Source organism: Sphaerisporangium flaviroseum (assembly GCF_039537005.1).
Lineage (GTDB): Bacteria > Actinomycetota > Actinomycetes > Streptosporangiales > Streptosporangiaceae > Sphaerisporangium > Sphaerisporangium flaviroseum.
The window spans coordinates 778,113-790,265 of the sequence record NZ_BAAAZR010000001.1 but is presented as its reverse complement, the minus strand read 5'-3'; the positions used below and the strand labels follow the sequence as shown (position 1 = coordinate 790,265).

9 protein-coding genes are annotated in these 12,153 nt (G+C 71.2%); 6 read left to right on the top strand and 3 right to left on the bottom strand.

Annotation, left to right across the window (positions count from 1 at the left end; genetic code table 11):
• Positions 1–46 precede the first annotated feature (46 nt).
• Positions 47–2,047 carry an NYN domain-containing protein gene (locus tag ABD810_RS03775; protein WP_344934199.1) on the bottom strand — a complete coding sequence of 667 codons (2,001 nt, stop codon included), beginning with the start codon at positions 2,045–2,047 and terminating at the stop codon, positions 47–49.
• A gap of 235 nt (positions 2,048–2,282) precedes the next feature.
• Here ABD810_RS03775 and pyrE point away from each other — a divergent pair, with 235 nt between their 5' ends.
• Positions 2,283–2,819 (top strand): orotate phosphoribosyltransferase, encoded by a 537-nt coding sequence (pyrE, locus tag ABD810_RS03770; protein ID WP_344934197.1) that lies wholly within the window; start codon positions 2,283–2,285, stop codon positions 2,817–2,819.
• Between the two features lie 32 nt (positions 2,820–2,851).
• On the opposite strand, the gene ABD810_RS03765 is transcribed toward pyrE, so the two are convergent.
• Both ABD810_RS03765 and ABD810_RS03760 read right to left on the bottom strand, forming a co-directional pair.
• On the bottom strand, positions 2,852–3,295 hold the full coding sequence (locus ABD810_RS03765; protein WP_344934195.1) for a hypothetical protein: 444 nt from the start codon (positions 3,293–3,295) through the stop codon (positions 2,852–2,854).
• A gap of 113 nt (positions 3,296–3,408) precedes the next feature.
• Entirely contained in the window at positions 3,409–4,101 is a 693-nt protein-coding gene (locus ABD810_RS03760; protein ID WP_344935397.1) for a DedA family protein, read from the bottom strand.
• Between the two features lie 222 nt (positions 4,102–4,323).
• Between ABD810_RS03760 and fbaA the strand changes: the two genes are divergently transcribed.
• From fbaA to ABD810_RS03735, 5 genes are all read left to right on the top strand, one after another.
• Positions 4,324–5,346 carry a class II fructose-bisphosphate aldolase gene (gene fbaA / locus ABD810_RS03755; protein WP_344934193.1) on the top strand — a complete coding sequence of 341 codons (1,023 nt, stop codon included), beginning with the start codon at positions 4,324–4,326 and terminating at the stop codon, positions 5,344–5,346.
• Between the two features lie 251 nt (positions 5,347–5,597).
• The gene (locus ABD810_RS03750) at positions 5,598–7,184 is read left to right on the top strand and encodes an asparagine synthase-related protein (protein WP_344934190.1); all 1,587 of its coding nucleotides are present in this window, start codon (positions 5,598–5,600) and stop codon (positions 7,182–7,184) included.
• 56 nt (positions 7,185–7,240) lie between these two features.
• Positions 7,241–8,473, top strand: a complete 1,233-nt coding sequence (locus tag ABD810_RS03745) for a class I SAM-dependent methyltransferase (RefSeq protein WP_344934188.1) — start codon at positions 7,241–7,243, stop codon at positions 8,471–8,473.
• 37 nt (positions 8,474–8,510) lie between these two features.
• Positions 8,511–10,496, top strand: coding sequence for a glycosyltransferase (locus tag ABD810_RS03740; protein WP_344934186.1), 1,986 nt, complete (start codon positions 8,511–8,513; stop codon positions 10,494–10,496).
• Positions 10,493–12,085: a glycosyltransferase gene (locus ABD810_RS03735; RefSeq protein ID WP_344934184.1), complete on the top strand. Its 1,593-nt coding sequence runs from the start codon at positions 10,493–10,495 to the stop codon at positions 12,083–12,085. Before ABD810_RS03740 ends, ABD810_RS03735 begins: the two co-directional genes overlap by 4 nt.
• Positions 12,086–12,153 lie beyond the last annotated feature (68 nt).

Here is a 12,153-nt window from a genome sequence, read left to right as displayed (position 1 = left end):
GCCACAGCCGGGAGCCGTCGGTACGCAAGCCCGTATGGCACCAACGTTAGCGCCGGGCGCGTTCCAGGGCGTCCCAGAACCCGCGGCGCAGCGCGTGGCGTACTTCGTCGTGGAGCAGGAAGTCGATCGGGAGCGACGAACCCTGGAGCAACCGGGCCTCCAGATCGGAGGGCATGCGAGGCTTGCGGGCGAGCACGGCCTCCAGCCAGAGGGCGGGGGCGTCCCTCGCGACGGACTCGCCGAAGTCGTGCCCCTCCTTGTGCGCGGCCTTCACCGCGTCGGCCAGCGTCGTGGTGCCCGGGGAGGTGTGGGAGGCGACCGGAGCGGGCTGGGGACCGGTGTAGGGACCGAGCTGCGACCCTGGATAGGTCGGCGGACCGCTGGAGGAGATGCCGGAGGTGCCCATGTTGTACTGGCCGGGCGCGGAGGACGGCTGCGGGGGCACCGGCGCCGCCATGGGCGGGGACGGCGGCGCCTGCGGAGGCGGCTGCGGCGTGGAGTGGGAGGGCTGCTGCGGCTCGGAGCCGTAGCCGGAATAGGCGGCGGGGAGCGCGGGCTGCGACGGACGCGGCGCCGGGGAGCCCGAGCCGCGGGACCCCGACCCGTGAGAGCCGGTGGTGCCATGGAAGCCGCCCGAGCTGTGGGAGCCGGACCCGTGAGAGCCGGACCCATGGGCGCCGGACCCGTGGGACCCCGACCCGTGTGAGCCGGATCCGTGGGAGCTGACGCCATGGGAGGCCGGCCCTTGGGAGCTGAGGCCGAGGGAACTCGACCCATGGGAACCGGTCTCACGGGAACTCAAGCCGTAGGACCCGGGCGCGCCCGGGTCCAGAGGACCGCCGGATCCGTGGGCGGCCGGCCCCTGCGCACCCGGCGCGGAGACGTCACCCTCGTCGGAGGGCGTGTGGGCGCTCACCCCTGACGATCCGGAGCCGTGCGAACCGGACCCCAGCGAACCTGAACCCAGCGAACCGGACCCGTGTGAACCTGAACCCAGCGAACCGGACCCGTGTGAACCTGAACCCAGCGAACCCGACCCGTGTGAACCTGAACCCAGCGAACCCGACCCGTGTGAACCCGACCCGAGCGAACCGGACCCGTGTGAACCTGAACCGAGCGAACCGGACCCGTGAGTGCCAGGCTCCGGAGCCGATCCGTGAGAACCGGACGGGGCGCCGCTCGGAGCCGGCGAGCCCGAGGAGGGCCCATGGGAGGCCGATGAAGATCCGTGGGAGGCCGGGGAGGACCCGTGGGAGGCCGATGAAGATCCGTGGGAGCCGCTCTCCAGGGCGTTGAAGCCGCGGGATCCGGACCCATAGGACGACGAGCCATGGGAACCGGACCCATGGGCGGAGGGCGCCGGGCTGCCGGCGGCCGGCATGGATCCGCCCGAGGGAGGATTGTGGCCGTTGCTCTGCGCGTGCCCCTCGCGTGACCGGCCGTTGCTCCCCGGCTGCGCGAACTGCTGCCCGTTCCCCGACGAGCCGGTGTCGCCGCCGGTCGCGATGTTGCCGGTGACGAGGTTGACGTAGGGCCGCAGGTGGCCGCTGCCGATCTCGATCAGGTCGTCGCACTCCTGCTGGAGCGTGCGGGAGACCGCCCAGCTTCCGTCGGCCGCGATGTGGATGACGGTGACCCGGATGCCGAGATCCTGCGCGTCGCTCACCACCTGGGCCAGGTCCTCGTCGCCGCTCACCACCACGGCGTCGCAGATGGCGTTGTTGCGGGCCAGGGTCATCAGGTCGCGGTGGACCTGGGCGTCCACACCCTCTCTGCGGCCGGGACGGATGCGCGCCAGCCGGAGCTTGAGGCCGGGGATGTCGGCCAGCGCGTCGTGCTCAGGGGTGCGCCTGCCCTCGACGGTCGCTTCGTACCAGTAGCAGCGCAGGAGCGGGAGGTCGGTGCGCTCCCGCGAGAGCGTGGACAGAAGTTGCAGCAGGCCGGGGTAGTCCCAGGCGACGGCCTCGCGATGGCGGGTCCCATGCACGGCCATCGCGCCGTCCGCCAGCAGATAGCCAGCGTCCACGAACAGCGCGCAGCGATCCACGCGACACCGCCCTTTCCTACATGGCCCAAGCCCGGTGGCAGCCGAAGCCCGGCCCTATCTCAGGGTAATGAAGCCACTGATCGTGCGAGGGTGAATCCCGGCGATTCGGCCTGCGCATGACCACATCTAGGGACGTTCACGCAGACCGTACCATTTTGACCTCTATAACCGACTTGCGGTGATAAACGAGTGGCCCATCGGGCCGTCCGAAACCCTGGCTCTCTAGGCTGAGCCCATGAGCGACCGTGCGAATCTGCTGGATGAGATCAAGACAAAAGGGGTGGTGCACGGCAGGGTCGTGCTCTCCTCGGGCCGTGAGGCCGACTGGTATGTGGACCTCAGACGGATCACGCTGGACGGCACCGCCGCTCCTCTGGTCGGCCGGGTGATGCTCGACCTGACCGAGGATCTCGGCTACGACGCCGTGGGCGGGCTGACGCTGGGCGCCGATCCGGTGGCCGCCGCCATGCTGCACGCCGCGGCCGGGCGCGGGCGCCGGCTGGACGCTTTCGTGGTCCGCAAGGAGGGCAAGGCACACGGCCTGCAGCGCCGTATCGAGGGGCCCGACGTGGCGGGCCGCCGCGTGCTCGCCGTGGAGGACACCTCGACCACCGGCGGATCGGTGCTGACGGCGGTGGAGGCGCTGCGGGAGGCGGGAGCCGAGATCGTGGGCGTGGCGACGATCGTGGACCGGGGCGCGGCGGCGAAGATTGCGGAGACCGGGCTGCCCTACCGCACCGCCTACACGCTGACCGACCTCGGCCTCGACTGACCTGCGCCACCGTTCGACGGTGCGGCGTTACGTCACCGCTTGACGGTGAGGCTCTGGCGCTCCCCCGGCTTGCCCGGGGGGCGCGCCTCGCCGTTCACCTCGACGTAGACGGTGGAGGCGTCGGCGAGGACCACATCGAGGTTGAGCTGGGTGTAGACCGCCTGCTGGCCCCGGCTGAGATCGCGGTCCTCGATCACATCGCCACCCGTGACGCGTACGAAGATGGGGCACCGGTCGGCCCGGCATTCGACGAAGAGGGTGGGGACCTCGCCACCGGCCGAGGTCTGCTCCACCGGAGGCGTGCCGCCCGAGGACAGCGACCGGTCGGTCGGCGGCCCCTGCACGGTGCCGCCCGGGCTCTCCTGCGCGGCGCCATCGGACTTCAGCGAACCGATGAGGGACAGGGCTCCCACCACGATCAGCGCGACGACCACGAGGATCGCCAAGCCCACGAGCAGCAGGCGGGCGATGCCCATGGGGTCAGACCGATGGCGTCCCACACACCGGAGAGTAGCGCCTGCGCGCGAGCACCAACGCCGCTCTCAACAGGTCCGTTGTGGTTGGAGGCCCTAATCGGCGCCCATTCGCCCTAGAGCGGGGAGGCGGGATCCCGGTGGTGGCGCCCGCGAGGCTCATCCGCGCCGCCCTTGTTCTCCCTGCGGTTCTTCAGCACCTCACGCACGATGGGGAGGATCGAGACCAAGATGATCAACGCGGCCCCGGGGAGGATGTAGCGGTCGACGTTGGGGATGGCGCTGCCGGCGAAGTAGCCGACCAGCAGCAGCGACTCCGTCCACAGGATGCCGCCGATGACGTTCCACACGAAGAACTTGCGAGGGGGCATGCCGAGCATTCCGGCGACCGGATTGAGGAAGGTGCGGACGATCGGGATGAACCTGGCGAGCACGACGGCCTTCGAGGGACCGAACTTCAGGAAGTAGTGCTCGGCCTTCTGGACGTACTCCTGTTTGAAGAACCGGGAATCCGGCCGGGAGAACAGCCGGGGCCCGGACTTGGCCCCGATGAGGTGGCCCAGCTGTGCTCCCGCGATGGCGCACAGCGGGGCGCAGACCAGGAGCACACCCAGCGGGAACGGCGCGTCGAGGCCGACGGAGGTCGCGACCGCCGCCGAGGCTCCCATGCCCGCGACCACGAGGAGCGAGTCGCCCGGCAGGAAGAAGCCGATCAGCAGGCCGGTCTCGGCGAAGATGATCGCGAGGATGCCGATGAGCCCGAAGGTGACGATCCACCATTGGGCGTCCAGAAGATTTGTGAGGTCCATCACGGATGAGGGTACCCCTGACGGGCGGGTAGAGCGTGCCAGCGGGGTAAGACCAGGTGTGTCAAACCACACGGCCGTCCAGGAGGCGCGCCCGCGCGGCCACCGGCCGTGAACCCGAGGGTGACTCCTGCTTCCTCGGCCGCCGCTCCTTCGCAATACTTGCCCGGGGGACGAGATCGAGCCCCGCACCAGCCATCCATTCCGTTAGGGAGATGACTTCCGATGCCTATCGCGACCCCAGAGGTCTACGCCGAGATGCTCGACCGGGCCAAGGCCAATGGTTTCGCATACCCGGCGATCAACGTGACGTCGTCGCAGACGTTGAACGCCACGCTCCGCGGTTTCGCCGAGGCCGAGAGCGACGGCATCGTCCAGGTGTCCACCGGTGGCGCCGAATACCTCTCCGGCACCTCGGTGAAGGACATGGTGACCGGCGCCGTGGCGCTGGCGGAGTACGCCCGCGCCGTCGCCGACAAGTACTCCGTGAACATCGCCCTGCACACCGACCACTGCCCGAAGGACAAGCTCGACGGCTTCGTGCGCCCGCTGCTGGAGATCTCGCGCCAGCGGGTGGCCCAGGGCAAGGACCCCCTGTTCCAGTCGCACATGTGGGACGGCTCCGCGTGCCCCCTCGACGAGAACCTGGAGATCGCCCGCGAGCTCCTTGAGAAGGCCCGTGAGGCGAAGGTCGTCCTCGAGGTCGAGATCGGCGTCGTCGGCGGCGAGGAGGACGGCGTCGTCGGTGAGATGAACGAGAAGCTCTACAGCACCGCGGAGGACGCCCTCGCCACCGCCGAGGCGCTCGGCCTCAACGAGCGTGGCCGCTACCTTCTGGCCGCGACCTTCGGCAACGTGCACGGTGTCTACAAGCCGGGTCACGTCAAGCTGCGCCCGAGCGTGCTCAAGGACATCCAGGAGGCCGTCGGCGCCAAGTACGGCAAGGAGAAGCCGTTCTACCTGGTCTTCCACGGCGGCTCCGGCTCCTCCCTCGACGAGATCCGCGAGGCGATCTCCTACGGCGTGGTGAAGATGAACATCGACACCGACACGCAGTACGCCTTCACCCGTCCGGTCGCCGACCACATGTTCCGCAAGTACGACGGCGTCCTCAAGATCGACGGCGACGTGGGCAACAAGAAGGACTACGACCCGCGCGCGTGGGGCAAGTCGGCCGAGGCCGGCATGGCCTCCCGCGTGGCGCAGGCCTGCGAGGACCTGCTGTCCGCGGGCACGAAGATGTCCTGATCCAGGGGAACGTCGCCGACCGGCGGATCTCCTGGAATGGACGGAGATCCGCTTGTGGAAGATGTCCTGACTTGCGATGGAACGGGCGGGCCGTACGGTCTGCCCGTTCCATGTGAATTCCCTGAGAAAAAGAGTAAAAGCGATGGTTGGGAGCCGCGAGTAACAAATACGTCGTTAGCATGAGCTAAATGTTCATCTCCTACCGAGCGCGACCATATGTGTGCGGTGCCATCGGAAAGTGGGATGCACGCGTGGCGGAGCGGCTGCTGTCGGCCTCGCCGCGGGGGCTCGACGAGGTGCACCGTTCTCCCTTGGCTGCCCTGTGGTCGACAGGTGAGCCGGAGAACTGGTCGGCGGGGCCGCGCTCCGGATACCTGTTCTCATCCGCGGCGGGCCGCCTCCCGCAGCCGCACTCCTGGCAGGACGCCGCGGAGCGCCGCCTGGCCGCCGGGCTGGTCCTCGACCGCGAAGGCGCGGTCCTGCACACCGACGCCCTCGGCCTCAACGAACTGAACGTCCGTCCCCTGGGGGACGCCCTCTACTTCTCCGCCCGGATCGACCCTCTGGTCCAGCTGGATGACAGCCCGCTCCACGTGGACTGGTCGGCCTGGGCGAACCTGCTGGTGATGACGACGGCCATCGGCGACGAGACGCCGTTCGCCGAGATCAAGCACGTCGAGCCCGCCACCGCCTGGCGCGCGACCGGCGAGGGCACGGATCGGCTCCGGTACGAGCGGTTCGAACCCTCCTGGCTGGCCGCGGAACCGGACAAGCCGCCCGCTCCCGAGGAAATGGTCGACCTGATCGCGGAGCGGATTCCGAATCGCGCCGGGCCGGTGGCGATCGGGCTCAGCGGCGGCTGGGACTCGCGGCTGCTGGCGTCACTGGCCGTACGCCGTCCCGGGAGCCAGATCGAGGCGTGGACCACCAGCACCGACGACGGTCTCGACCTCGACATCGCCTACGCGCGGACCGTCGCCGGAGCGCTCGGCCTGCCGCACCAGGTCGTGCCGCGGGCGCCGGAGTCCTGGCTGCACGAGCACCTGAACGTGTGGCGGCGCACCCAGTACACGACCCTCGACCACGGCTGGGCCATGCCGTACGCGAGGGCGATGCACCGCCTGCATGCGCCCCTGATCGACGGCTGTCTCGGGGACGCGCTGCTCAGGACCCGTCCCGAGTACCCAGGCCTCGCGTCCGCCGGCGACGAGGAGGCGCGAGGGATCACCTGGAAGGCGCTGTCGGGCCACTTCCCCCGGCAGGAGGAGGTCTGGGCGCCCGGAGTGGGCGGCACGATCGCGGATCTCAGCCGGTCCTCCTTCGACCGGGTGACACGGCCGGTGGAGGGCCACCACGCCATGCCGATCATCGCCCGGCTCCTGACGCGCTGCCGCGGGATCTTCACCTCGCCCCAGTGGTTGCTCGGACCCGAGGCCGAGGTCTGGCTGCCGTTCGCCGACCCGGACGTGATCGCCGGCGCCCTGCGCGTGCCGCTGAAGGCCCGCGAGGAGCACGCGTACTACCAGGCGATGCTCCGCTACGGGGCGCCGCAGGTGGCCTCGCTGCCCTCGACCAACGATCCCGGGGACAAGCCCGCGCCGGGCCCGCAGCACAAGACGAGCACGGCCGCGCTGGCCTCGCTCGCCGGCCGCATCGCGGCCAGCGAGCAGGTACGCGCGTTACTCGGTCCCCGGCTGCTGGCGACGCTGAGCGACCCGGAGCTCCGCGCACGGCAGACCCGCTGGTCAGGGCCGCTCTACGTCCTCCAGTGGGCGAGCATGCTCGCCCACTGGCAGGCAGAGTACGGCTCCCGCCTCGCGTGGGATCCCCTCACCTGACCAGTGCATAACCCGGAACCACCCTGCCTGCCCGAATACGTCCAGAAAGGGTACGAATGCGGACACTACCCCCACGCCTCCTGCTGGTCATCAGCGCCGCCTTCGCGGGTCTCTCGGTGATCACGCTGGTGCTGCTGTCCGCTGCGGGAATCGTGGAACCGGTACCGGCGATCCAGATCGCCGTCTCCCTGGTGATCCTGGCCACGGCGGTCGTGATCGTCACCAGCGTGCGCAGGACCGACGGCAAGGCTCTGCGAATCGACGCGCGGACCAAGCGCCAGGACGCCGTTCTGATCAGAACCGAGCAGACCCTGGCACAGGTTGCGGCCACGCTCGACGGGCTGACCGGTCGCCTGGAGGAGGCCGGCCGCCACCAGGCGCGCGTGCTGCTCTCCGCGCTCGGCGAGGACCGGATGGAGCTGACCGCGCAGGCCGACCGGCTCGCCCAGCTCACGAGCGCCGTCACCCGTATCGACACCACGGTCCGCCAGAGCTCCGCCGACCTCGATGACGTGCGCAAGCTCCGCCACGACCACGAGCAGCTGACCGGCCTCACCGGCACCGCCGTCCAGGCCGTCCGCGACATCGGCGAGCGGCTGGACACGCTCGGCGGCACCGTCCGTGACGGGCAGGCGGAGCTCGCGAAGTCGGTGCGCCAGAACTACGCGCAACTGGAAGCGCTGATCGACATCAGGGCGCTGCTCCAGCCGCGTGCCCCGCTCCCCCGGCTGCGCGGCTGGGCGGCCTCCCCGGACGTCCTGCGCCTGCTCATCGAGCGGATCGCGTTGGACCGTACCGAGATCATCGTCGAGTGCGGCAGTGGCTCGTCCAGCGTCTGGCTCGGCTACGCCCTGCAGCGTTTCGGCGGCGGGCGGGTCGTCGCCCTGGAACACGACGAGCGGTTCGCCGAGGCCTCGCGGGACCTCGTCATCGCCCACGGCCTGCGGGACGTGGTCGAGATCCGGCACGCGCCCCTCGCCCCCTGGGCCACCGGCACCCCGGGCGAGACCATCCCCTGGTACGACACCAGCGCGGTGGAGGACCTCACCGACATCGGTCTGGTCTTCGTGGACGGGCCGCCGGGGGCCACCGCGCCGCTCGTGCGCTACCCGGCGGTGCCCGTGCTGCTGCCGCGCTGCGCCGCCGACGCGTGGATCGTCCTGGACGACACCTCCCGCCCGGCCGAGCGAGAGGTGGCCGACCGCTGGCTCCGGGAGTACCCGGAGCTGTCCGGCACGGCGCACCCGGCCGAGAAGGGCGCGATGGTCCTCAAGCGGAGCCTCGCATGAGCGTGCGGCGCACCGGGGCGGCCAGGAGGGGTCCGGGATGACCGGCGGGCTGGTGTCGGCCGAGATGAGGGACGAGCTGACCAGAGGGGGCGGGAAGGTCGCCGTGGTCGTGGCGGGGGTCGACCCCGCCGATCTCGACGACCTCCTTCCCGGTGTCGCCTTCGAGGCGGCGGACGTGGACGACATGGGTCCCCACCCCTGGGCCATGTCCGATCCCTCGGCCGTCGTGGTGGTGGCCAGGACCCCCACCGACCTGCGCAGGGCGGTCACGGTGAGCGCGGCCCTGCCCTCGGCGCTCATGGTCGGCGTGATCGTCTTGGAGGCGCCGGCGTGGTGCGACGCGCCGGGCGTCCCGCTGTCGCCGGGCCTGGGGCGGCGCTTCCTGCGTGAGGTCGGCGTCAGCCGCTACGGCTACACCGGCTGGCGGGTCAGGGCGCGTTTCTCCCATCCCCAGCCCGCCGCAGAGGTCGCGGCGGCCGTGGCGCGGAGCTTCGGCGGCCACCACCTGAACGGATACCCGCTTCCCATGGCGGGGCTGGCCGGTCCTGGGCTCGCCGGCTGGCGGCCCGGCGACCCCAACGTCACCTTCGCCGACGAGCGGGGTCCGGTTCCCGACCGTTCCAACGTGCCATCCGCCGACCTCGCCATCCGCGCCGTTCCGCCGGCACACGCCGCGCCCGGCCCGCCGGAGGCGACCGCGCCCGAAGCCCCGGCCGCCCCGGGGGACGGCTGGATCGACGAGCGTGTCCACGCCGTGGACCGCCCGGCCAAGATCACCTGGGAGCGCTTCGGCTCCCCCGGCGGGTACCAGGCGCTGCGGGACACGGTCTTCGAGCCGGACGCCGTGCCCCCCGTCGACGAGCGGTCGGTCAACCCGCGCGGGTTCCTCAGGACGCCGTCGCGTGGGGTCGGTGACCTCGTCCAGTACGACGGTCGCTGGGAGGTCCACATCGAGGATCAGGTGCTCGTACGGCTGGCCGCGTCCGGAGGCGTCACCGACGCCGACGCCGGCCGCCTGCGCCGCCTGCGTGGGGTCCGTGTCGGCTGGCGCCCGGCCCACACCGGTCCCATCGCCGCCGTCCGTGCCGTGGCGGGCCTCGCCGCCGCCGGCGTCCCGCTGCTCTCCGACGCCCCTCCCGCCTGGGCGGCGCAGGCGCTCGGGCCCGAGCTCGCGGCCCGGCTCACCGCCGCGACCGAGCATGATCTGGCCGACGACCTCCGCCGCGAGGAGCACAGCGTCCGGCTGCGCCGGACCGCGCTCAGGACCCACGGCACCACGGCCCGATGGCGCGCCATGGCCGCGCGGGCGGGGATCGCCGTCCCTGCCGCGCCGACGATCTCGGTGATCATGTGTACCCGGCGGGCGGACCTGGTGCCTTTCGCCCTCGCCCAGATCGCCAGGCAGCGCGAGGTGGAGCTGGAGGTCATCCTCACGCTGCACGGGGTGCCGGCCCGCGATCCCGATGTGCTGCGCGCCGTCGCGGCCTTCGACCGCCCCATAACGATCGTGGAGGCGGACGCGGACCTGCCGTTCGGCGTCGTGCTCAACCAGGCGGCCGGCCAGGCCCGCGGTACGTTCCTCGCCAAGTGGGACGACGACGACTGGTACGGCCCGGACCACCTGGCCGACACGATGCTCGCCCAGTCCTATTCGGGGGCGGAGCTTGTGGGCGCGGCCTCCGAGTTCTTCTACCTGCAGCAGATCGACGTCACGATCCGGCGCAACTGGACCAGCGAGACGATGTCCGACCATGTGGCGGGCGGCACCTTCGTGGTGTCGCGTTCGGTGTTCGAGTCGCTGGGCGGCTTCCGGCCGGTGGCGCGCTCGGTGGACATCCAGTTCTTCCAGGACCTGCTCCGGGCCGGTGGCGGCATCTACCGGACGCACGGCCTCGGCTTCGTCGCACGCAGGGCGGCGCGAGGCAGGCACACCTGGCAGGAGCCGGTCGGGTACTTCCTGGCCAGGGCCAAGGAACAGTGGCGGGGATTCCGGCCGAGCCGACTGATGGAGTGGGAACAGTGACGCAGCCGAGGATCCGGCACAACGACTACGGGGTGCTGCGGCCGCCGGCGCCGGGGCAGTGGGAACCACGCCTGTCCGTGAGCGTGGTGATCGCGGCCTACGGGCACCAGGACAAGCTCGACCTGACCCTCGCCGCGCTCGCGGCCCAGACCTACCCAAGGCACCTGATGGAGGTCGTGGTCGTCGACGACGGCACCGCTCCGGCCCTCCGCCTCCCGGAGATCGCGCCGGAGAACACCCGGTTGATCACCACGGAACCGGGGTCACGGGGCCGGTCGAACGCCCGCAACGCCGGGCTCGCGCTCGCCGGCGGCGAGGTGATCCACTGGCTGGACGCGGACATGGTCACCTTCGGCGACGAGGTGGAGGCGCACATGCGCTGGCACCATCTCGCCGACTACCTCGTGGTCATGGGCTACGTCCGCTACGTCGACCACCAGCCGGGCACCCCTGCGCCCGCGGAGGTGCACGCGGCCGTCTCGGCAGGCGCCGCGGACAAGCTCTTCGACGAGGCGGCCAGCGAGCCGCACTCCTGGATCGTCGACCTGGCCGAGCGGACCGACGGCCTTCGCACGGCGGGCGACTCGGCGTACCGCGTCCACGTGACCAACGCCGCGTCGGTGAACGCCCGGCTGCTGCGCGAGGCCGGGCCGCTGGACACCGGCCTCGTCCTCGGCGAGGACACCGAGCTGGGCTACCGGCTCGCCCAGGCGGGCGCCGCCTTCGTGCTCGCGCCCGAGGCCCGCAGCCGCCACCTCGGCACCTCGATGATGATGCGCGACGGGGAGCAGGTCAGACGGTACAACCACGTCTTCGTGCCCGACCACGTCCCGCACATGCGGTGGCTGCGCACCCATCCACGCCGCCAGTGGCTGGTCCCGTACGTCGAGGTGGTCGTCGAGGCGGAAGGGGCGTCGTACGAGGACACCCGGGCCACCGTGGACGGCTTCCTGGCCAGCTCGTTGAACGACATCCAGATCACCCTCGTCGGGCCTTGGGGTTCGGTACAGGAGGACAGGCGCAACCCGCTCGACAGTCCCCTGCTCGACCTGCTGCTGGTCCGCGGCCTCTACCGCAACGAGCCCCGCGTCCGGTACGCCGAGCGGGTGCCCGCCACAGCGGCCCCCTCTCCGTTCCGCATGCTCTGCCCACCCGGATGGGTACCGGGCCCGGAGACGCTCCGGCGGGTGGTGGACCGGGCGGTGGAACACGGGCACGGGCTGATCAACGTGGCCCTGGACGAGGCGGACGAGGTGGTCACGGCCCGACTGGAGCACACCGGCGCCTTCGCCCGCGCCGCGCTGGTCCGCGCCGAGGGAGAGGACCTGGACGCCGCCGTCCACGATGTGTACGGCACCCACTGGCTGGACGGCCGGAGCCTGGGCTTCCTCGTCGCGGCCGAGGCCGAGCCTCCGAAGCGCGGCAAGAGCGAGGACCCCGCGCTCAAGCGCGAGGTGGCCAGGCTGCGGGCGGAGAACGCCCGTCTGACCGACCGGCTCGCGGCCCTGACCAGCGAGGCCTCCGCCCCGGAACAGCCGAAGACCACCGCCCGCCGGAGCCCTGGATCACTGCTCAGACGCCTGCGCTGAGGACAATTTTCGGCTTTCCCGGCGTATCACCGAAGGCGGTATGACCAGACAGCCGAAACACAGGTAAG

Coding starts and splice junctions, on each gene's coding strand:
- pyrE (WP_344934197.1), top strand. CDS start 2,283: ATGAGCGACCGTGCGAATCTGCTGGATGAGATCAAGACAAAAGGGGTG.
- ABD810_RS03765 (WP_344934195.1), bottom strand. CDS start 3,295: ATGGGCATCGCCCGCCTGCTGCTCGTGGGCTTGGCGATCCTCGTGGTC.
- ABD810_RS03760 (WP_344935397.1), bottom strand. CDS start 4,101: ATGGACCTCACAAATCTTCTGGACGCCCAATGGTGGATCGTCACCTTC.
- fbaA (WP_344934193.1), top strand. CDS start 4,324: ATGCCTATCGCGACCCCAGAGGTCTACGCCGAGATGCTCGACCGGGCC.
- ABD810_RS03745 (WP_344934188.1), top strand. CDS start 7,241: ATGCGGACACTACCCCCACGCCTCCTGCTGGTCATCAGCGCCGCCTTC.
- ABD810_RS03740 (WP_344934186.1), top strand. CDS start 8,511: ATGACCGGCGGGCTGGTGTCGGCCGAGATGAGGGACGAGCTGACCAGA.